The organism is Streptosporangium sp. NPDC023615 (assembly GCF_040640155.1).
Classification (GTDB): domain Bacteria; phylum Actinomycetota; class Actinomycetes; order Streptosporangiales; family Streptosporangiaceae; genus Streptosporangium.
Genome location: NZ_JBFABE010000019.1, coordinates 1 through 20,457, shown reverse-complemented (window position 1 = coordinate 20,457; position 20,457 = coordinate 1). Strand labels below are relative to the sequence as shown.

Genomic DNA, 20,457 nt, shown 5'->3' with positions numbered 1-20,457 from the left:
AGCCCCCCGCTCACCTGGTGTGCCGTGCCGAGGGGTTCCCGGAGGAGGACGCGTGACGGAGCTCGCCCTCACCGGGCTCACCACCCATCCCGCGCAGGCCTGGGGCGGCGTACGGCTCGTCCCGCTGATCCGCGCCGAGCCGATCGAGGACCTGCGGCTCGACGTCCGCCTCTACGACACCGGGATCGGCGTCGTCGAGGTGGGCCCGCGGACCGAGTACGTCTCCTACATCCCGCACGGGTTCGTGGCGACCTGGACGGACGACGGAACCCCGGCCTCGGCGTACGGGACCCAGCTCCGGGGGCCGCGGGAGCGCGACCGCCCGCCCGTCCGGATGCCGCTGCGGTTCCATCGACGGATGGCCCGCCGGGCCGACAGGAACCGGCTGCGCTTCCTGCCCCTGCACCTGGCGCTCGAAGGGTATCTGGCGCTGCACTTCGGCGGGCCGGAGATCGCGTGGGAGGAGTGGTCGCGGCGCGCGATCAACCACGGGCTCTCGCCTCGCGCCGAGGAGGCGTACACGGGCGCGCAGGTCGGCGGCCTGGAGGACGCCCTTCGCGTCTTCGAGATCCACGCCGGCCAGTGCGGCGTTCTCGTCCACGTCGCGGACGCGCTCGCCGCCGCGTTCGTGGTGCCGCACCCCGACGACTACCGCGCCCTGCACACCACCCTCGTCCACGACCTGTACGGCGAGCTGATCCACCACTACGCGATGTTCGGCGGCCCGGTGGCCGACTTCCGCGCCCGCGTCGAGGACGCGACGGTGCGCTCGCTCGCCGACCTGCGCGCGGCGGCGCGCCGGGAGCGGGACGAGTGGGCGGCCTTCCACGACCGGGTGATGGCGGGCGCGTTGCTGGACGGGGACCACACCTGTGAGCGCGTCCACGAGATGGGCGGATACAGCCTGTCGCGCTTCCTGCCGTCCTTCGAACGCCGGCGTGAGAACCACATCGGCGAGCTCATCACCGACGGCGACGGCCGGCTCGCGTACCTCAAGACGTTCCGCCTGTCGGAGAACCAGGTGCGGCGCGGTCATCTGCTGACCGGCCTCGCCGCCTCCGGCTGGAACCTGGCGGACACCGCCGTCGCGCTCGGCGTGACCGAACCCCAGCTCGGCCTGCGCATCGAGGCCGCGGGCTTCGGCCACCTCCTCCGCCGGGACGTCCTCGACCACTACCGCGCCCGGGCCCGCCACGATGACCACCACCGCGCCCGCTCCCGTCGCGATCGCCGGTGACCACGGCGCCACCGGGGACGGGAACGCGCCGCGGGCCCCGTGGGTCGTCGTTCGCCGGGGAGTCCTTCAGGTCAGCAGGGTGCGGGCCAGGCCGGCGGCGGCGCCGGCGGCGATGTACCAGGCGTTGTTGAGCCTGGTCGTCCACAACAGCGCCAGGGTGGCCAGGGCGATCGCGGCGGTGAGGGGATCGACGATCGCGGTCCGGCCGAGCTGGAGGGAGACACCGGCCATCAGGGCCAGGGCGGCGACGTTGAGGCCGTCGAGCAGGGCGGAGGTCCAGGGGCTGGAGCGGAGCCTGTCGGTGAGCCTGGTGAGCAGGCCGACGAAGACGAAGGACGGCAGGAAGATGGCGACCGTGGCCAGGAACGCCCCGACCGGACCGGCGACGAGGTAGCCGACGAAGGTGGCGGTGGTGAAGACCGGGCCCGGGGTGACCTGGCCGATGGAGACGGCGTCGACGAGCTGCGGACCGGTGATCCAGCCGAGCCGCTCGACGAAGTCGCCGCGCAGGAAGGCCAGCAGGACGTACCCGCTGCCGTACAGCACGGACCCGATCTTCAGCATGGTGAGGAAGAGCTGCGCCAGCTGACCCCCGGTGGGATCGGGGAAGAGCGGCGGGCCCATGCCGAGCAACGGCAGCGCGAGCATCCCGTGCACGGTGTCCCGGCGGCGGGGGATCACGCGTGCCGCCGCCGTGAGCAGCGCGCCGGCGGCCATCACGAGCAGTTCGTCTACCCCGAGCAGGTAGGCGGCCAGGGCGGCGACGGCCAGCAGCGCGAACCACACGTTCTTGATCACCGTGCGGAGAAGGGCGAAGAGGGCGTGGGCGATGATCGCGATCACCGCGGGGACGATGCCGTACAGGATGCCCGTGACGGCGGGTGTCGTCCCGTAGGTGACATAGGCCCAGGCCAGAGCTGTGACGATCAACGCGGCCGGGAGGATGAAGCAGAGGCCGGCGGCCAGCAGACCGCGCCATCGGGCACGGTCGAAACCCAGGTGGATGGCCAGTTCGGTGGAGTTGGGGCCGGGGATGAGGTTGGTGGCGCCCATCAGGTCGACGAACCGCTCGTCGCTGACCCAGCCGCGGCGGCGTACCAGCTCGTCGCGCATCATCGCGGTGTGCGCGGCCGGGCCGCCGAAGGCGATGGTGCCGAGCTTGAGGAACAGCAGCGCCACCTCCCGCGCCCTGCGCCGGGACGCCTCACCGCCTCCGGGGTCGCCGGCCGGATCGCCGGCGGCCTGTTCGTCTGCCACTGTCGCTCTCCTCCCCGGTCGCGCGGATCGCTCGGTGTGAAGGCTCCCATCGGGAGTCAGGTGACAGCCCGCAAGCAGACCGGACACACCGGCGAGCTGAATACATCAAATACATTCGATGTATTGTCGCGAGACTGCGACCACTCCCGGCGCGTCCGCTGGAGCCTCCCCGATCCCGCCGCCGGGCAGGCCGGGTACCCCGGCTTCGTGCGCACCGTGGCGGAGATCGACACCCGGGTCCGCCACCTGTTACCCGTCCTCGTCCCGTGAAAGGCCCGGGCGGATCCCGCTCACCGACCCCGTGGGCGATCTCGTCGAACTCCTCGAACCCGGAGTCGTCGCGGCCCGGTAGGCGGCGCCGAGTCGCCGGACACGCCTCAGGGGCGGGGCCGGTCCAGATCGAACGTCACGCCGGCCAGGCGGATCGTGCGCACCCTCGGGTCCTTGAGCAGCTCCCGCAGTTCGCGGACCGGGCCGGCCTGGTCCACGTAGCCGTAGGCGAGCCCGGCCTCGGCCGCCTTGCGCAGCCGGTCCAGGGACAGGTCGAAGGAGCGCAGGTTCGCGTCGTCGTGGTCACGCAGCAGGCCGACCCAGCCGCGGAAGTGCGACAGGCCGCCGTCGCACGTCTCACCGGTCATGTCACCGCCCTTGCCGAGGTCCAGCGCGTCCGCCCAGTAGTCCGAGCCCCAGGTGATCGGGAGGGAGCCGGGTCTGCGCTCGTACACGACCTGTTCGGCGCAGGAGCGGTGCCGCTCCACGAACGCCTTCAGGTCGGCCTCGCCGAGCGGTCGCTCGAACTCCACCACCGCCAGCGCGCTGAGGTCGGCGGGCAGCCGGGCGAGCACCGCGCGCACCTCGTCCTTGGCCGCCAGCGTGGTGCCGACGTTGTACAGGGACTGGGAGAGCCTGGTGTTGGCGGTACGCCCCAGAGGCAGACGTCGCACGCGGCCGAAGAAGTCCTGACTTATCGTGTACGACCCGCTTCCGGCCGGCCAGGCTCCGACAGGCCCCACGGGTTGTGCGACCACCTGGAACGACATCGACACCGGCGTGGTCCGGCAGCAGGAGTCGATCGTCGCCGTGTAGGCCGGGTTGTAGATCTTGAAGGCGGTGCCGAGCACGGCCTGCATGCGGCGTTCCCGGTCGCCCCGGGTCTGCAGCAGGAACGAGCCCTCGGTCGCGGCCACCGCGAGCAGCGCCAGGACGGCCAGGACGACGGCGACCGTCCTGAACAGCCCTCTCCGGACCGCACGCCGGGTGCGCTTCGGGTCGAAGGTCGGCAGATCTGGCATCTCGGGCATGTTCATGGGGTCTCCCCGTAGAGGTCGGCGAAGGCGGCTCTGGCCCGCCACACCGCGGTTTTGATCGAGTTGTGCGACCTGCCGGTCATCGCGGCCACCTCCACCATCGAGAAGCCCTCGAGGTAGACCAGCGTGAGCAGCCGGCACTGCCGCTCGGGCAGCCGCTCCAGCGCGTCGCGCACGTCCAGCGACTCCACGTGCAGCGGCGGCACGCCCAGCTCGTCGGGGTTCGGGAGGGCCAGCTCGCGGTGGCTCCGGCGTACGTGGTCCAGCAGGGCGTTACGCGCGATCGTGAGCAGCCACGCCGCCGCGTTCTCCCCCCGCCAGCCGAGCAACGCCCTGGTCGCCTTGATGAACGTCTCCTGCGCCAGGTCCTCGGCGAGATGCGGATCACGGGTCCTGCGCAGGAGGAACCCGCACACGAGCGGCCAGTGCTCGCGGTACAGCTCCTCGATGATGTCGCCCCCCGGGTGGCTTCGATGGTCACGTCACATCCAGACGCCACCGCGGGGGAAATGGTCACACGGCGGATTCCGGTTCCCGGACGCCGTTCTCGCCGATGGCCCTGCCGTCGGCAGGGCGACGCGACTCGCTCCGGCGAACGCCCCGATCTCGTTCGGGCGTGGCGGTGGCGAGCCGGGGGGCCTGAACCCCCGCGGCGGCCGAACGCCGGCTGGCGGGTCGTCCTGACGTCGGGCGCGTTCAGCGGGTCCCCGAAGTTGCCGTTGAGCCAGTTGGGCTCCTTCCAGCTCTTGCGATGAAGCCGGGATCGAGGTGGCGGACCGCGCCGTCCGGGACCTCGGTCGCGGCGTAGAGGACGTGGTAGAGAGGCCGACCGCCGAGGATGACCACTTCCGGTAGCGGAACGGTATTCTCCAAGGCCACCACCTTTTCCACGCCGATCACACGGATCCTCTCTGCGCAGGGTCGCGATGGTTTGACACCGAGTCCCCCTTGGGTAGACGGATGTCAAACAGATGTGGAGCGCGACGGACTCTTTCGAGTTCTTCCTGTGGCCGCGTGTTCCGGCATTCTGATGGTCGGCGGACCCCGGAGACGCCAAGAACCTTATGGTGCGAGCGGCGCGCGAGGGATTTTCCTTCTTGTGAGCCTCATATTTATGAGAAGAGGATAAAAATTCCGCGGACCCCATATGTGCCGCCCGGGCGGCCGATCGCAGCGGGTTCATGGCTGCCGGTCGGTATGAGGGCAGCGGGGCGGGATCGCCGGTGGGCCCGGTCGCTGTCCTCGTGAAGGATGATCAGTCCGTATCCTGCGCCCTGTGCGGACGCGGAGCACCGAAGGTGATCCCACCTTCGATATCCCTGGCCTGCACCGCGTTACCGTGCACGGTGCCGCTGATCTCGTTGTGAACATCGCCGGCTTCGGGCTCGGCCTCTCCGGAGGGCGAGGAAACAGCTTCCGGGGGCGAGGAAACAGCGCCATAAACCGCCAGCCCCAGCCCCAGCAGCCCGACAAGGGCTCCGATGACGCTGGCGAGCTTGTCGGCACGATCCAGGCCGACCGCGATGAAATACCATCCCAGCGCGGCCAGCGCCACCAGCGCCACGGCCACACCTGACCAGGTCAGTGTGCGTCTCGACATGTGTTCAGTGTCGGCCATGTTCCAAGGCGGCGAAAGCCTGCCACCGCGGAACCCGTCACGCCCCGCGCCCCAGTACGTCGGCCGCGACACGGGATGCCTCGCCGCTCGCTGACGGTCGGCCCGTGGACCGTGGAGGACGGATCCTGCTCACCCCGGTTCGGGAATGACTCCGCACAGGTAGGTGGACTCCTCCACCAGTTCCGGTGTCAGCGTGATTTCGGTGAGACGCTCGGCCAGGAGGAACGCAGGTCCCTCGCTGGGGTAGAGGTGCCTGTAGTCGGAACCGATCCGCCGCATGGTCTCCGCGACCTCGTCCGGCACCTCTTCCGAGTAACCGTCATCAGCGATGAAGCAGAACCGGATCTCTCCGTTCTCGGCCCAGTAGAAGTACTCGACGCCTTCGACGTCGCGGAAGTGGGAGACGAGGCGGGTTCCGGCTGACAACGACGTGATGACTCTTTCATCGGCGCCGAGCCCGCCGTTGGGCTCGACGATGAAGGCCCAGTCGCCGACGGCGATGGCGCCGAAGAACATGCCGTCCCAGGTGCCATAGGTGCCGGGTCCGGAGTAGGAAGCCTTGATCAGTTCATCGAGCGTCATGGGTGTGAAACCCTCCGGTCGGCCACCGAGTCGGGTCACCAGTTGATCGGGTGTCAGGCCGCGGACGTAGGTGAAGCAGTAGGCCTCCGCCAGGTCGGGGAAGCGCTCGTAGGAGAACCAGGCATAGTCGTCAGGGGGCACGGTCATTTCGTCATGCTCGCAGCACCGACCGACACAACGAACCTTTTCCACCCTCTAGGGACGGGCCTGCTGGTCACAGCGCAATCGCGGCTCCGACGTTCGCCTGATGACCTGAAGAAGCTTTTGGTAGACGGAATGCTTTTCATCTTGGGGCGCATTGAACCTTTTCATCCCTGGGCGGGCCCGCACCCACCGTCGGACGTCCGACGGTCGCCTTCTCGTCCGCCGCATAAGCGGCCGTGACGAGATCCCCAGCACCTTTGTGGGGTGTTCACGAGCAGAGCCGAGCGATGATGACATGGGGCCGGGAAGATCGCCTCCCGGCCCGATGATGGTGGTGTCGCGGATGCGGGCGCGTCGCGGCGATCACCGGGCGAGATCAGGAGAGTGGCGGGGCCTTCTTGATGGTTCCCCGGTAGGTCTCCACGTCGTAGCGGCGGTCGCCCTCGTCGAGCTTGGCGTGGGCCGCCTCGACGAGGTCGATCCCCAGCGTGTCGGCCAGCCGGGTCAGGTAGATCATGACGTCGGCGACCTCGGAGCGGACGCGCGCGGCGGAGTCGGGGTCGCCCATGACGGCCGCCGACTCCTCGGGCGTCAGCCACTGGAACTCCGCGACCAGCTCACCGGCCTCACCCGACAGTGCCATGGCCAGGTTCTTGGGGGTGTGGAAGCGCTGCCACTCCCGCGCCTCGGCGAACCGCCGGAGTCGGGCCGCCAGTTCCTCAAACTCCGTCATGGGGGCACACGTTACAAGGTGCGGCCCGGCGGCCGCCGCCCGTCACCCCGTGCGTCCGGCCCGGTGGCCGCGGGTCGTCAGCAGCAGGTCGTTCATGCCCGGCCGGGCCCGGCCGCCGGTCTCGACGAAGCGGCGGATGTGCCCGGCCACCCACTCGTCCGGGCTGTCGACGACCTCCTCCTTCATCGGCCCTCCTCGACGCCGGGATCCTTCGCGGCACCGAAGCCCTCCCCGGTGTCGGCGCCCTTCCCGACGTCAGGGGCCTTCTCGACGCCGAGGTGGACGCGGTGGTGGGAGGGGGAGTCGATCTCGTCGAGCAGCGCGATCGCGAAGTCGGCGTAGGAGATGCGGCTGCCCGCCTCGGCCGGGGCCCTGCGGTAGCGGCCGGTGCGGGGGCCGCCGTGGTCGAAGTCGCCGCTCGGGCTGACGACCAGCCAGTCGATCCCGGTGCCGGAGGCGCGCAGCACCTCGTTCCCGGCCGCGTGGCCCAGGGAGAAGGACCGGTACTCCTGCGGGTAGCCGGGGGTGTCCATGAGGAGTGTCCCGGAGGCGGTCTCCAGCACCGACGCCAGGCCGACGGACACCAGGCGGGGGACGCCGGCCCTGGCCAGCCCGTCGAGCAGGGCACGGGCGGCGGCGGCGAAGAAGACGTCGGGCGGCGTGCCGAAGTCGTAGGCGGCGGCGATCGCGGCGTCGTGACCGGGGGCGAGCCGCGCGACGGCGTCCGCGTCGGTGATGTCGCCGGCGACGACCCGTACGCCGTCCGCCGCCAGGTCGCCGTGCCGTGCCGGGTCGCGGACGACGGCGGTGACCCGGTGCCCGCGCCTGCGGGCCTCGTGGACGGCCGTCCGACCGGCCCTGCCGCCCGCGCCGAAGACGATGACGTCGCTCATTTCGCACCCCTCGTTCCCCGGGCCGGATCCGATCACCGGCCGCTGCCGGGAAGGTACCTGGACAGGTGGTTACCGACGGGATACCGGTTACCGTGGAGTGATGACGAAGCCGCTTGATCCGGACATGTTCGACCCGGCCTGCCCGTCCGATCTCGCGCCGATCCGTTTCGGCGACAAGTGGGCAGGGATGATCATTCGTTGTCTCGAGGACGGTCCGCGGCGGTTCTCGGAGCTTCGGGTCCCGCTGCACGGCATCACCGCGAAGGTGCTCGCCGGGTCGCTCCGGACGCTCACGCGCAACGGCCTGATCACCCGCACCGTCCATCCCGCGCAGCGGGTCGAGTACGCGCTGACGCCGCTCGGCCGCAGCATGATCGAGCCGATGAACGCCGTGTGCGAGTGGACGTGGGAGCACTGGGACGAGATCCTGGACGCGCGCGAGGCGTGACGCGTCCCGGCACCGGCCCCGCCGGCACCGGTCGTCCGCTCCTTCGCGGCCGTTCTGTCCTCCCTCCCGCGTAGCATCACGCGCGGAGCGTCAGTCCGGTGCTCCGCGGTCGGGAAAGGTGTGCCGATGGTGGGAGAGGCCGACGAGCCCGTGGCGGTGTCCCGTCGCATCGAGGCTCCGGCGGGTGAGATCTTCGGGATCCTGACGGACCCCGGGCGGCACCTCGACCTGGACGGTTCCGGGATGGTGCGGGGGCCCGCCTCCGACGCGGTGATCTCCGGACTCGGCGATGTCTTCGTCATGCGGATGTACTACGAGCGGCACGGCGACTACGAGATGGACAACCACGTCGTGGAGTACGAACCGGACCGGCGCGTCGGCTGGGAGCCGAAACCCGGGCGCGGTCATCCGGACGCGTCCGCACCCGAGGGGCGGTGGGGGCATCGGTGGGTCTTCGATCTCGTCCCCGACGGGCCCGGGGCGACGATCGTGACCGAGACCTTCGACGGTTCCCGCCTGCCGGAGGACAAGCGCGCCGAGATGAGCGACGGCCGTGCCTGGTGGATCGAGAACATGTCCAGGACGCTGGAGCGGCTCGACGCGCTGTGCACCGGGCGGTCGCCGCGGCCGGCGGGAGGATGACGGCGCGAACCGTGCCCAAGGGCTGGCGGGGATGACCCCGCGAACCGGGTCGAAGGGCTTCGGCGGAGGATGACGGCGCACCGGACCGAAGGGTTCCCGGCGGTCCCTTCCCGCCGTCCCCGAGGCCACCCGTCCGGCCTGGGGCGACCATGCCTTTGAAGGTCTCGTCCTCGTGACCAGGTAAGAAGCGGAAAAAGCTTCAATACATCGTTCAACGATACGGTTGAAGGTGCCACCAGATCGCCGAGCAGACGGGAGCCGTCATGGCCGCCGACCCTCAAACCCGGGACGACGCGTGGGCCTTCGCCGCCGACAGCGCCGCCGATCTCGGTTCCGCGATCGCGAGACTCCTCCGGTCGCTTCCGGACAGGCCGCGCCTGCTCGGCCTGGGGGAGCCCATGCACGGGGAGGAGGCGCTGCCGCGACTGCGCAACGAGATCTTCCGGCACCTCGTCGAGCACGAGGGCTACCGGTCGATCGCGCTGGAGAGCGACTGCCTGGCGGGCCTGATCGTCGACGCGTACGTCACGAAGGGGAAGGGGACGCTCGACGACGTCATGCGTCGCGGCCTCAGCCCCGGATTCGCCGGGTCGGCGGCGAACCGCGAGCTCGTGCGGTGGATGAGGGAGTACAACCGCGACCGTCCCGCGTCGGACCGGGTCTCCTTCCACGGGTTCGACGCCCCGATCGAGATGACCGGCCCGGAGAGCCCCGGGCGGGCGCTCGCCGCGCTGCACGGCTACCTCTCCGCCCACCTGGACGACGATCTCGTCCCGCACACCGTGGAGACCGTCGAGGGCCTGCTCGGCCCCGACGACCGGTGGACCGATCCCGCGATCCTCACCGACCCCTCCCGGTCCGTGGGATCGTCCGCCGACGCCGGGGAGCTGCGCCTCGTCGCGGACGACCTGCTGGCGTCGCTCACCGCGCAGTCACCGCGCCTGATCCGCGCGTCCTCGCGTGACGACTGGTGGCGGGCCTGCCTGTACGGGCGCAGTGCGACGGGCCTGCTCCGCTATCACGCCGCGATGGCCGACACGTCTCCGGCGCGCATGGTGCGGCTCATGGGCCTTCGCGACGCGATGATGGCCGACAACCTGCTGGCCGTCGCGGAGCAGCGGGCGGGCGCCGGGCCGACGCTGGTCCACGCCCACAACCGCCACCTCCAGCGGGACGAGAGCCTCTGGCGGCTGCCGCCGGGCTGGGGGCCGCTGGAGGGCCGGACGCTGAGGTGGTGGAGCGCCGGCGCGATCGTCGCCGAGCGGCTGGGCGGCGCGTACGCCTTCGTGGCGTCGGCCCTGGGAGCCGCGCCGCACCACGGGCTCGGCGTCCCGCACCCCGGCACCCTGGAGGGTATCCTGTCCGCCCTCCCGGGGAACCGCCACGTCGTCGACCCGGCGGGCCTGACCGCGGCCCTCGTGGCCGCGGGGACGCAACCGGTCCCGCGCACCGACACGTCGGCGGACCACGGCTACTTCCCGCTGGACCCGGGCCACCTGGGCGAGACCGACGGGGTGGTCTTCGTCAGGCACGTCGCCCCGGGGCGGGACGCGTGACCCGGTAGCCGTCCGGACACGGCGGAGGCGGCCGGGAGCGACGTCCCCGAGCCGGACGCGGACCTGATGGCCTGACCTGATCGTCCGATCCGTGCCGGTCCATGCCGATCCATGCCGATCCGTGCCGACCCGTGCCGATCCGTCCGGGCCGCCTCCGGGCGGGGACGGCCCTCCCGATCGAAGGAGCCGGGTCCGGGCCGCCGGCGGGAAAACCGGTTTCCCGCCGGTGCCGGTCTCATTACACTCGCCACTGATCACGCGTCGCCGCGCCCCGCGGCGCGCGCCTTCGACCCGGTGAGGGGAGCAGACCGTGCGCCACCGTACCTCTGTCGTCGTTCCCCCGTCACGCTACGACGTGATCCTGGTGTCTTCCTCGGTGCCCGACACCGGCCGCGCGGCCGGCGTCGAAGCTCCGTGACGAACGTCTGACCCCCACCCGCCCGGCACGGAACCACCCGGTGCCGAACCGCCCGGTGTGAGACCGCCGACGGCGAACCTCCCGGTGTCGGACCCGCCGGCGGGAGACCGTCCGGTGCCGGACCGGCCGCCGGGGCGCGTCCCCGTGCGGCCGCGCCGGGCCGGGGGCCGTTCACGACCCGATCCCGGGTCGTCCCGTCCGGAAATCGCGCTGTTCCGTTGGATCCTCCCGAAGGGCCATGAGCCGTGCGCACCGACCTGCACCGCCACATCACCGACTCGCTGGACGGCGTCCGCAACCTGGGCATCCTCGCCCACGTCGACGCGGGCAAGACCACGATCACCGAACGGATCCTGTACGTCACCGGCGCCACCTACAAGCGTGGCGAGGTGCACGACGGGACGACCGTCACCGACTTCGACCCCCAGGAGCGCGACCGTGGGATCACCATCTTCGCCGCCGCGGTGAGCTGCGTCTGGGACGACCACCGCATCCACCTGATCGACACCCCCGGCCACGTCGACTTCTCCGACGAGGTGGAGCGCTCGCTGCGGGTGCTCGACGGCGCCGTCGCCGTGTTCGACGCCGTCGCCGGGGTCGAACCGCAGAGCGAGTCGGTGTGGAGGCAGGCCGACCGGCACGGGGTGCCGCGCATCGCCTTCGTCAACAAGCTGGACCGCGCCGGAGCCGACCTCGACGCGGCGGTCGCGTCGATCCGCGAGCGGCTGGGCGTGGTCCCGCTGGTGGTCCAGCTCCCGATCGGGCGCGAGGACGCCTTCACCGGGGTGGTGGACCTGCTGCGCATGCGGTCACTGGTCTGGGCCGCCGGCGGCACGTTCGAGGAGGGGCCGGTGCCCGAACCCCTGAGGGAGGAGGCGCTCCGGCGCCGCCGGTCCCTGGAGGAGGCGGTGGCCGAGCTGCACCCGCTCGCGCTGGAGGAGTTCTGCGCGGACGCGGCGATCTCCGAGCCGACCCTGGCCGCCGCGCTGCGCGATCTGACCCGTACGGGTGAGGGCGTGGTGGTGCTGTGCGGGTCGGCCTACCGCGACCGCGGGATCGAGCCGCTGCTGGACGCCGTCGTCGCCTACCTGCCCTCTCCGCTGGACGTACCGCCGGTACGCGGCGTCGCGGACGGCGCGACGGACGGCGCGACGGACGGCACAGCGAGGGGCGCGGCGAGGGGCGCGGCGGGCGGGATGACGGCCGGTGCGAAGGAGGGAACGGCGGGCGGCGTGGTGGAGGAGCGGGCCGCCGATCCGCGGGCGCCGCTGGCCGCGCTGGTGTTCAAGGTGAACGCGACCGCCACCGGGCGGCTGGCCTACCTGCGGGTGTACTCGGGGACGATCCGGAAGGGGGAGACGGTGCTGGACGCGGGCGCGGGGCGTACCGAGCGGATCGGCCGGATCCTGCGGGTGCAGGCCGACCGGAACACCGAGGTGGACCGGGCGGTGGCCGGGGACATCGTCGCGGTGGTCGGGTTGAAGGCGGCCCGCACCGGGGCGACCCTGTGCGCGCCCTCGGCGCCGCTGGTCCTCGAACCGCCGTCCGTGGCCGATCCGGTGGTCTCCGTCGCGGTCGAGGCGCGCAGGAGCGTCGACGCCGGCCGGCTGGCGTCGGCGCTGGCGCGGCTGGTCGAGGAGGACCCCTCGCTGGTGGTCCGGGCCGATCCCGAGACCGGTCAGACGCTGTTGTCGGGGATGGGCGAGCTGCATCTGGAGGTGGCGGTGGAGAGGATCCGTCGTACCCACGACCTGGACGTCGGTGTCGGCAGGCCGCAGGTGGCCTACCGCGAGACGGTCGGGCGCGGGGTGTCCGGGGTGCTGTACCGGCACGTCAAGCAGGACGGGGGTGCCGGGCAGTTCGCCCATGTCGTCCTGGACGTGGAGCCGCTGGAGGTCGTCACCGGCGCCGACGGCGGCACCGACGGTGCCGGTGCGGCGGGCTTCGCGTTCCGCTCGGCCGTCGTCGGCGGGCGGGTGCCGCGCGAGTACGTCCGGGCGGTGGAGGCCGGATGCCGGGACGCCCTGGCCGAGGGCCCGCTCGGCGGGCATCCGGTGACCGGCCTGCGGGTCACGCTGACCGACGGGGCCACCCACCCCAAGGACTCCTCGGAGATGGCGTTCCGCACGGCCGGTCGGCTCGCCCTGCGCGAGGCGCTGCGCTCCTGCGCGATGGTGCTGCTGGAACCGGTGGCCGAGGTCACGGTCACCGTGCCCGGCGACGCCGCGGGCGGGGTGATGGGTGACCTGTCGGCGCGGCGCGGCCGGGTCTCGGGGTCGACCGCGCGAGCGGGAACGGTGGTGGTCACCGCGACCGTGCCGCTGGCCGAGCTGTTCGGGTACGCGACCCGGCTGCGCGGCCGGACCCAGGGCCGGGGGACCTTCACCACCCGGGCCGTCGGGTACGCCCCGGCCGTCCGCGGCGGTGACGCCGGGTAGGCCGGGGCCGTCCGAGCGAGCAGGCGGTGAACCGGCGGGCCCGGGTCGCCCGTGGGGAGCAGGCGGCGAACCGGGCGGCCGGGGGCGTCTACGGCAGCAGGCGGTAGAAGCGCCAGAGGCCGAACCCCTCGATCGGCAGCACCTCGATGTCGGCGAACCCGGCCTCCCGGGCGTAGTGGCGGAGCGTGTCCGGCCGCATCACGGTGCCGGTCGCGGCCGAGGGACGTTCCGCCATCCCGTCGGGCAGGCAGATGAACAGGCTGAACCCGTACATCACCTGGTCGGTCTGGTCGCCGGGCGCGGTGAAGGTCTCGCCGACTGCCTCGTCCATGACGACGACCTGCCCGCCCGGCCGGATCGCGCGGCGCGCCGCTTCCAGCGTGCTCACCGGACGGGGCATGTCGTGCAGGCACTCGAAGGCGAAGACCGCGTCGTAGCGGCCCGCCTCCAGCGAGGCGGCGTCGCGTACGGCGAAGGACACCCGGCCCGCGAGCCCGGCCGCGGCCGCGTTGGCGGTGGCCGCCTCCACCGAGGGGGCGTCCACGTCCAGGCCCTCGACCAGCGCGTCCGGGTAGGCGCGGGCCAGTGCGGCGGTGGACCAGCCCGCGCCGCAGCCGAGGTCGGCGATCCGGGCGTCCGGGCGGGCCAGCACCGCGTCCAGGTCGGGGACCGACGCCAGGGCGCCGGCCAGCTCCCGCTCGAACCAGGGGCGGTTCATGTCGGCCTGCGACTCGCGCACGTCGGCGCCGAACCGCGACCAGCCGACACCGCCGCCGGTCCGGTACGCCTCCAGCAGGGCGGGCAACTGGACGGCGGCTCCGGCCAGCATCCGCGCCACCGGCGCCAGGTAGGACAGGCTGGTGGTGTCGGTCAGCACCTCCGCGGCGGCGGGCGGCAGCGCGAAACGGCCGTCGTCCTCGACGGTCAGGACGGCCGAGCAGGCCTGCTGCTCCAGCCACTCCCGGGCGTAGCGCTCGGCGCAGCCGGTTCGGGCCGCGAGCTCGGCGGGCGTGGCCGGGCCGTGGTCGGCGAGCGCCCGGTACCAGCCCAGCCGGTCGCCGACGTGCACCGACAGGATCTCGATCGTCCCGAGCGCCGAGGCGAACAGCCGCTCGGCGAACTCCCCGGTGGTCTTCTCCATGCTCATCTCCTCAGGGTCGCGTCCGACTGTGACCGTGGGAGGAAGGAACGAGAAGGTACTGATGCACACAGCGGCGCGCGGTCTCGTTCCACGGGCCGGTGCCGTCGTTCTGCGGGCGGTCCGGCCATTGTCGCGGACCGGGGACCTCCGGGCGGACGGGACGCGCCGGGGAGAGGGGGCGGGGGCGCGGGAGGCGCGGGAGAAGGGGCGTGCCGGGACGCGGAGAAGAGGCGTGCCGGGACGCGGAGGAGGAGGACGGGCGGGGCACGCGGGGGAGGACGCGCCCGCGGGGACGCGGGTGGCGACGGCGGCGATCCGGTGGGGCGGCGGCACTATACACCAAACCAAGCGCTTGCTACGCTCCGCCCATGGTGTCCACCGTCGTCTGGGGAACCGGCAACATCGGCCGCGCGGCCATCCGTGCCGTCGAGGCCCACCCGGCACTGGAACTCACCGCCGTGCTCGTCCACGACCCCGGCAAGGTGGGCCGCGACGCGGGCGAGCTCGCCGGGCTCGGGCACGAACTCGGGGTCACCGCGACCGACGACGCCGGCGCGGTGCTGGCCGCCGCCCCCGGCGCCGTGGTGTACGCGGCCTCCGGCGACATCCGCCCGGACGAGGCCCTGGCCGACGTCGTCCGGGCGGTCCGGGCCGGAGCCGTGGTCGTCACCCCCGCCCTGTACGCGCTCTACGACCAGCGCAACGCCCCGGCCGGGACGAGGGAGGCGGTGCTGGCCGCCGTCGCCGAGGGCGGCGGCTCGCTGTTCGTCTCCGGCGTCGACCCCGGCTGGGGCAACGACGTGCTGCCGCTGCTGGTCAGCGGGCTCGGCACCGTCGTGGACGTGGTCCGCTGCCAGGAGATCTTCGACTACTCCGCCTACGACCAGCCCGACTCGGTGCGGTACCTCGTCGGCATGGGCCAGCCGATGGACTACGAGCCGCCGATGCTCGCGCCGACGGTCCCGACCATGGTGTGGGGCGGCCAGGTGCGGCTGATGGCCCGCGCCCTCGGCGTCGAGCTCGACGAGATCACCGAGACCCTCCAGCGGCGTCCGCTGGAGGCCACGGTGGGCACCGCGACGATGGGGGAGTTCGCGGCCGGCACCCAGGGTGCGGTGCGGTTCGAGGTGCGGGGCGTCGTCGGCGGCGTCCCCCGGATCGTCGTCGAGCACGTCACGCGCATCCACGCCTCCTGTGCCCCGGACTGGCCGGTCCCGCCCGGCGGCGGGGACGGCGCGCACCGGGTCATCATCGAGGGTGACCCGCGCATCGAGGTCACGGTCGAGGCCACGGACGCCGGCGGCAACCGGGCCGCGGGCGGGAACGCCACCGCGGTCGGCCGCCTGGTGGGCGCGGTCCACTGGCTCGTGGAGGCGGAACCCGGACTCTACGACGCGCTCGACGTCCCGCTGCGTCCCGCGACCGGCAGGCTCGGAAGGAGACGACCGTGAACATCGACATCCCCGAGGGCAGGGACGCGATCGAGTACGTGTGGGGGGAGATGATCCCGGGCATCGGGCCCGCCGCGTCGAGGTTCTCGATGGCGGTCTACGCCCACACGACCCTGGGGCTGCGCGAGTTCGAGGCCGCGCGGCTGCGGATCGCCCAGATCAACGGGTGCGTCTTCTGTCTCGACTGGCGGACCGAGCGGGACGGCGAGAAGGTCGAGGAGGGGTTCGCCGACGCGGTCGCCCGGTGGCGTACCACCGGCGCCTTCGACGACCGCACCCGCCTGGCGGCCGAGTACGCCGAACGGTACGCCCTGGACCACCACGGGCTCGGCGACGAGTTCTGGGCCAGGATGACCGCGCACTACAGCCAGGCGGAGATCGTGGAGCTGAGCATGAGCCTCGGCTCCTGGCTGGCGTTCGGCAGGCTCAACCACGTGCTGGGCCTGGACACCATGTGCGTCCTGACGGGCGGCCCGTCGCCCTCGGGCACCCGGGCGGACACACCCTGACCCCGCGTCCCGGCCCGCGGGCGGGGACGCCCTGACCCCGCGTCCAGGCGTACGGGCGGACGCGTCCCGATCCGGGAGGCCGACCGGCCGACCGGCCGTGAACCACCTTTGGCAAGCGATGATCCAAGGCGCGAACACTATGTAGAACATGTTCTCATTTTGTTTCCAGAAAGGAGCGTCACATGGCCGGTACAGCCCACGAAGGTGCTGGCTCGAAGGGCGTCTCGCGTCGCGGATTCATCACTGCAACCGGTTCCATCCTGGGCGCTGCGGCCCTCGGGGGCCAGGCGGGCGCGGCCCGGGCGCACGCCGCCTCGGCGGCTCCCGTCATCGCCGACGGGGCCCACGTCCCGGCCCTGGTGATCGGCACCGGGTACGGCGGCGCGGTCGCCGCCCTGCGTCTGGCCCAGGCGGGCGTCGACGTGCACATGATCGAGATGGGCATGGCCTGGGACACCCCCGGCCCCGACGGCAAGATCTTCTGCAACACGCGCGAGCCGGACAGGCGCTCCTACTGGCTGCGCACCAGGACCAAGGCACCCCTCAACTACTTCCTCGGCTTCCCGATCGACCGGGACATCCCTCGCTACACCGGCATCCTGGACGCCGAGGAGTTCGGCGGGATCACGGTCTACCAGGGCCGGGGCGTCGGCGGCGGGTCGCTGGTCAACGGCGGCATGGCGGTCGTCCCCCGCCGCGAGAACTTCGCCGCCGTCCTGCCGTCGGTGAACGCCGACGAGATGTACGGCGTCTACTACCCCCGCGCCAACGCCGGGCTCGGGGTCGGCACCGTCGACCCCGCCTGGTTCGACTCCACCGAGTGCTACCAGTACTCCCGGGTCGGCCGCAAGCACGCCCAGCGCTCCGGCTTCCCGTTCGTCTTCGTGCCCGACGTGTACGACTGGGACTACATGAAGCGGGAGGCGGCCGGGACCGCCACCAGGTCGGCACTGGCCGGGGAGATCCTCTACGGCAACAACCACGGCAAGAAGTCCCTGCAGAAGACCTACCTCGCCCGGGCGGCGGCCACCGGCAGGGTCGCGATCTCGCCGCTGCACCGGGTCACCTCGGTCGCCCCGGCGTCCGGGGGACGCTACCGGGTCGTCATCGAGCAGCTCGACACCGGCGGCGCCGTCACGGCCACCAAGGCCGTGACCGCCGGCCGGGTGTTCTTCGCCGCCGGCAGCGTCGGCACCAGCAAGCTGCTGGTGAAGCTGAGGGCCACCGGCGTGCTGCCCGCCCTGAACGGCGAGATCGGCAAGGGGTGGGGCGACAACGGCAACGTCATGTGCGGGCGGGCCAACCACCTGTGGGACCCGACCGGTGCGCTCCAGTCGTCCATCCCCTGCTCCGGCATCGACAACTGGGCCGCCGGCGGCGCGTTCGCCGAGGTCGCCCCGCTGCCCACCGGCATCGAGACCTTCGCCTCGTTCTACCTGTCGATCACCAGGAACCCGAACCGCGCGCAGTTCTCCTGGAACGCCGCGACCGGCAGGGTCGAGCTGAACTGGCAGGCCTCCTGGAAGCAGCCGTCCATCGACATGGCCAGGACGATCTTCGACAAGATCAATTCCAAGGAGGGGACGATCTACCGGACCGACCTCTTCGGCGTCTACAAGATCTGGGGCGACCACCTCACCTACCACCCGCTCGGCGGCGCGGTGCTGAACAGGGCCACCGACAACTACGGCCGCCTGACCGCCTACCCCGGCCTGTACGTCGTCGACGGCTCGCTGATCCCCGGCAACACCACCGTCAACCCGTTCGTCACCATCACGGCACTCGCCGAACGGAACATCGAGAAGATCATAGACGTCGACCTCTGACCCGCGCCCCTGCCCCCGGCTCCGGCCGGAGCCGGGGGCAGGGCGGGCGGCGAGCCCCGGGTCAGGGGACGGGTTAGCGGGCGAGCCAGGTGCCGGTGGCCCGGTGACCGTCCCCGGAGCGGGCCGCGAGGTCGTCGGCCAGTCCGGCGATGGCGTCGCGGCCCTCCAGGTGGGCGAGCCAGTCGCCGGGCAGCGCGGCCTCGCCGTGCAGGGCGCCCAGCAGGTTGCCGCAGACGGCGCCGGTGGAGTCGCTGTCCCCGGAGTGGTTGACCGCGAGCAGCAGGGCCGCCCCGACGTCACCCGGTCCCGGGTTCAGCAGGGCGCAGTAGACGGCGATCGCGAGCGCCTCCTCGGCGACCCAGGCGCCCCCGAGCGACTCGACCCTCTCCGGGGTCGGGTCGCCCTCCGCGGCGAGGCGGACGGCGGCGCGCAGCGCCCCGGTGGTCTCCTCGTGCGCGGGATACGTCGCCAGCAGGTCCGTCGTCTCCCGCACGGCCCGGGCCAGGGGCTCGCCCCGATCCGGTGTCGCGTCCTCCACCAGGAAGTGGACGAGGGCGGCGAGGGCGCCGGCGGACAGGTAGCCGGTGGGGTGACCGTGGGTGATCTGGGCGCAGTCGGCGGCCAGGTCGAAGGCGTGACGGGCACTCGGCGAGGCCAGGCCGAAGGGGGCCGAGCGCATGACGGTCCCGCAGCCCTTGGAGTCGGGGTTCACCGGTCCCCGTCCGCCGGACGGTACCGGGACGAACGGCGGGGCGCCGCGCCGCAGCTTGCGCAGGCCCGACAGGCAGGCGTTTCCCGGGGCGCGCTGTGAGTAGAGCCAGGCCTGCTCGCGGAGCCCGCCGGTGCGCACCGCCTCACCGGCCGTGCCCGCGTTCGCCGTGCCCGCGCCGTCCGCCGTGCCCGCGCTGTTCATCGTGCCCGCGTTCGCGGTGGCGGAGGGAGGCGGGGGAGAGTCGTGCTCCTGGGTGTCCAGCCAGCGCAGGTAGGCCCGCCGGACCGCGTCGACGTCCCCGCCACGCAGCAGGCCCTCCACGGTGAACAGCGTCATCTGCGTGTCGTCGGTGATCAGGCCGACCTTGCCGCGCCAGTCCGGGACCGGGCCGGTCAGGCCACCGCGGCCGTACCGCCCGCGGATCCTCCCGATCGATTCGAACTCGACGGGCGCTCCGAGCGCGTCGCCGAGCGCGCCGCCCAGCAGGCAGCCGCGCACCCGGTCGCGCCGGTCGAGCGGACCGGCCGTCACGAGCGCCCGGCTTCTACGGAAAAATCACACCATCGCATGCCGACCTTTGTACACCCCGTCGCGGGAGCGGCGTCGTCGTCCGCCCGGACGAGGTCGCCCCCCGGACGCGGCCCGGCCCGGGGGGTGACGCCCTCGAAGCGGGGCCGACGCCCTCAGGCCTGCCTGAACGTCCACAGCCGCCGGTCGGCGGACTCGTCGTCGGGCAGTATCACCAGCGGCCGGTCGGCCCCCGTCCCGGTCACGTAGCCCCCTCCCCGCGGGCCGGCGATGGTGACCCGCTCGGCCTCGGCCTCGCGCACGAGCCAGCCCTGCGCCGCGCCGCCCACCTCGCACGGGATCGTCGCGACCCTCGGGGGATAGATGCGTTCCAGCGCGAAGGCCATGCAGTTGCCGGTGTCCGCGTGCCGGATCACGACCGCCCCCTCCTCGTCGGCGGGAGTGACCTTCCACCTGGTGTCGCACGGGCCGAGGGTGACCTTCGCGTTGAAGACGCCCTCGGTGCGCAGGCACTGTCCCGCGGAGTTGGCGATCACGTAGGTCCCGGGCGGGACGGGATCGGTCGTGGCGGCCGCGGCGGGAAGCGCCATGGCCAGGGAGGCGGCCGCGAGCAGCGTGGCGGCGGCCGAGGCGGGACGAGCACGCATGGGGAACCCCTTTCCTTTGACTACCATGCGTGATCGAGTATCACCCAGGGTGGATGTCCTGGCCGGGACGAACGTCCCCTCGGGGCGTCGTGGCGCCGGTCGGCCCGGTCGGCCCGGTCGGGCCCGGTCCGCCCTCCCGGACCTCGCGACGAGCACGCGCGCGAACGGGGACGGGGACGGGGACGGGGACGGGGTCAAGGGACGGTAAGGCGCGATGGGGAGGTTTTCGCGTACGGTCCGCCGCCCCGGGGGAGTGGCGGACCGATAACCGGGCACGTCACCCGGCACGTGGAGCCGGTGGCGCGGACCCTGGGGGCGCGGCGCGCGGCACCTCGATCATCGTGCCGATCAGCGCCTCGACGCCCACCTC

21 protein-coding genes are annotated in these 20,457 nt (G+C 72.5%); 9 read left to right on the top strand and 12 right to left on the bottom strand.

The window, feature by feature from the left end:
• Window positions 1–52 precede the first annotated feature (52 nt).
• A complete protein-coding gene (locus AB0G16_RS16315; protein ID WP_362805169.1) occupies window positions 53–1,237 on the top strand; it encodes a hypothetical protein in 1,185 nt (394 codons plus the stop codon).
• 66 nt (window positions 1,238–1,303) lie between these two features.
• Here the strand turns inward: AB0G16_RS16315 and chrA are convergent, their stop codons facing one another.
• Window positions 1,304–2,494, bottom strand: a complete 1,191-nt coding sequence (gene chrA / locus AB0G16_RS16310) for a chromate efflux transporter (RefSeq protein ID WP_362805167.1) — start codon at window positions 2,492–2,494, stop codon at window positions 1,304–1,306.
• Window positions 2,495–2,617: 123 nt separating this feature from the next.
• Here chrA and AB0G16_RS16305 point away from each other — a divergent pair, with 123 nt between their 5' ends.
• Entirely contained in the window at window positions 2,618–2,764 is a 147-nt protein-coding gene (locus tag AB0G16_RS16305; protein ID WP_362805165.1) for a hypothetical protein, read from the top strand.
• A 107-nt stretch (window positions 2,765–2,871) separates the two neighbouring features.
• Here the strand turns inward: AB0G16_RS16305 and AB0G16_RS16300 are convergent, their stop codons facing one another.
• From AB0G16_RS16300 to AB0G16_RS16265, 8 genes are all read right to left on the bottom strand, one after another.
• Window positions 2,872–3,786 carry a hypothetical protein gene (locus AB0G16_RS16300; RefSeq protein ID WP_362805163.1) on the bottom strand — a complete coding sequence of 305 codons (915 nt, stop codon included), beginning with the start codon at window positions 3,784–3,786 and terminating at the stop codon, window positions 2,872–2,874.
• 11 nt (window positions 3,787–3,797) lie between these two features.
• A complete protein-coding gene (locus AB0G16_RS16295; RefSeq protein WP_362805321.1) occupies window positions 3,798–4,241 on the bottom strand; it encodes an RNA polymerase sigma factor in 444 nt (147 codons plus the stop codon).
• A gap of 256 nt (window positions 4,242–4,497) precedes the next feature.
• Complete coding sequence (locus tag AB0G16_RS16290) at window positions 4,498–4,701, bottom strand: hypothetical protein (RefSeq protein ID WP_362805161.1); 204 nt, start codon at window positions 4,699–4,701, stop codon at window positions 4,498–4,500.
• A 355-nt stretch (window positions 4,702–5,056) separates the two neighbouring features.
• Window positions 5,057–5,419 (bottom strand): hypothetical protein, encoded by a 363-nt coding sequence (locus AB0G16_RS16285; RefSeq protein ID WP_362805159.1) that lies wholly within the window; start codon window positions 5,417–5,419, stop codon window positions 5,057–5,059.
• Between the two features lie 129 nt (window positions 5,420–5,548).
• Window positions 5,549–6,148 (bottom strand): DUF6461 domain-containing protein, encoded by a 600-nt coding sequence (locus AB0G16_RS16280; protein WP_362805157.1) that lies wholly within the window; start codon window positions 6,146–6,148, stop codon window positions 5,549–5,551.
• Between the two features lie 373 nt (window positions 6,149–6,521).
• Entirely contained in the window at window positions 6,522–6,878 is a 357-nt protein-coding gene (locus AB0G16_RS16275; RefSeq protein WP_362805155.1) for a nucleotide pyrophosphohydrolase, read from the bottom strand.
• A gap of 42 nt (window positions 6,879–6,920) precedes the next feature.
• Window positions 6,921–7,064: a hypothetical protein gene (locus tag AB0G16_RS16270; RefSeq protein ID WP_362805153.1), complete on the bottom strand. Its 144-nt coding sequence runs from the start codon at window positions 7,062–7,064 to the stop codon at window positions 6,921–6,923.
• Window positions 7,061–7,771, bottom strand: a complete 711-nt coding sequence (locus tag AB0G16_RS16265; protein WP_362805151.1) for an NAD(P)H-binding protein — start codon at window positions 7,769–7,771, stop codon at window positions 7,061–7,063. Before AB0G16_RS16265 ends, AB0G16_RS16270 begins: the two co-directional genes overlap by 4 nt.
• 100 nt (window positions 7,772–7,871) lie before the next feature.
• Here AB0G16_RS16265 and AB0G16_RS16260 point away from each other — a divergent pair, with 100 nt between their 5' ends.
• The 4 genes from AB0G16_RS16260 to AB0G16_RS16245 all read left to right on the top strand — a co-directional run bounded on the left by AB0G16_RS16260 (window position 7,872) and on the right by AB0G16_RS16245 (window position 13,273).
• Window positions 7,872–8,219 carry a helix-turn-helix domain-containing protein gene (locus AB0G16_RS16260; protein WP_362805148.1) on the top strand — a complete coding sequence of 116 codons (348 nt, stop codon included), beginning with the start codon at window positions 7,872–7,874 and terminating at the stop codon, window positions 8,217–8,219.
• Window positions 8,220–8,345: 126 nt separating this feature from the next.
• A complete protein-coding gene (locus tag AB0G16_RS16255) occupies window positions 8,346–8,861 on the top strand; it encodes a hypothetical protein (RefSeq protein ID WP_362805145.1) in 516 nt (171 codons plus the stop codon).
• Between the two features lie 263 nt (window positions 8,862–9,124).
• On the top strand, window positions 9,125–10,417 hold the full coding sequence (locus tag AB0G16_RS16250) for an erythromycin esterase family protein (protein WP_362805142.1): 1,293 nt from the start codon (window positions 9,125–9,127) through the stop codon (window positions 10,415–10,417).
• Between the two features lie 663 nt (window positions 10,418–11,080).
• Window positions 11,081–13,273, top strand: coding sequence for an elongation factor G (locus tag AB0G16_RS16245; RefSeq protein ID WP_362805139.1), 2,193 nt, complete (start codon window positions 11,081–11,083; stop codon window positions 13,271–13,273).
• 88 nt (window positions 13,274–13,361) lie between these two features.
• Here the strand turns inward: AB0G16_RS16245 and AB0G16_RS16240 are convergent, their stop codons facing one another.
• Complete coding sequence (locus AB0G16_RS16240; protein ID WP_362805136.1) at window positions 13,362–14,414, bottom strand: class I SAM-dependent methyltransferase; 1,053 nt, start codon at window positions 14,412–14,414, stop codon at window positions 13,362–13,364.
• A gap of 368 nt (window positions 14,415–14,782) precedes the next feature.
• Here AB0G16_RS16240 and AB0G16_RS16235 point away from each other — a divergent pair, with 368 nt between their 5' ends.
• The 3 genes from AB0G16_RS16235 to AB0G16_RS16225 all read left to right on the top strand — a co-directional run bounded on the left by AB0G16_RS16235 (window position 14,783) and on the right by AB0G16_RS16225 (window position 18,200).
• The gene (locus AB0G16_RS16235) at window positions 14,783–15,865 is read left to right on the top strand and encodes a dihydrodipicolinate reductase (protein WP_362805133.1); all 1,083 of its coding nucleotides are present in this window, start codon (window positions 14,783–14,785) and stop codon (window positions 15,863–15,865) included.
• Window positions 15,862–16,374 carry a carboxymuconolactone decarboxylase family protein gene (locus tag AB0G16_RS16230; RefSeq protein WP_362805130.1) on the top strand — a complete coding sequence of 171 codons (513 nt, stop codon included), beginning with the start codon at window positions 15,862–15,864 and terminating at the stop codon, window positions 16,372–16,374. The genes AB0G16_RS16235 and AB0G16_RS16230 overlap by 4 nt, the downstream gene beginning before the upstream one ends.
• 182 nt (window positions 16,375–16,556) lie before the next feature.
• A complete protein-coding gene (locus AB0G16_RS16225) occupies window positions 16,557–18,200 on the top strand; it encodes a GMC oxidoreductase (protein WP_362805126.1) in 1,644 nt (547 codons plus the stop codon).
• A gap of 73 nt (window positions 18,201–18,273) precedes the next feature.
• On the opposite strand, the gene AB0G16_RS16220 is transcribed toward AB0G16_RS16225, so the two are convergent.
• The gene (locus AB0G16_RS16220) at window positions 18,274–19,443 is read right to left on the bottom strand and encodes an ADP-ribosylglycohydrolase family protein (RefSeq protein ID WP_362805123.1); all 1,170 of its coding nucleotides are present in this window, start codon (window positions 19,441–19,443) and stop codon (window positions 18,274–18,276) included.
• A 152-nt stretch (window positions 19,444–19,595) separates the two neighbouring features.
• Window positions 19,596–20,087 (bottom strand): hypothetical protein, encoded by a 492-nt coding sequence (locus AB0G16_RS16215; RefSeq protein WP_362805120.1) that lies wholly within the window; start codon window positions 20,085–20,087, stop codon window positions 19,596–19,598.
• Between the last annotated feature and the right edge of the window lie 370 nt (window positions 20,088–20,457).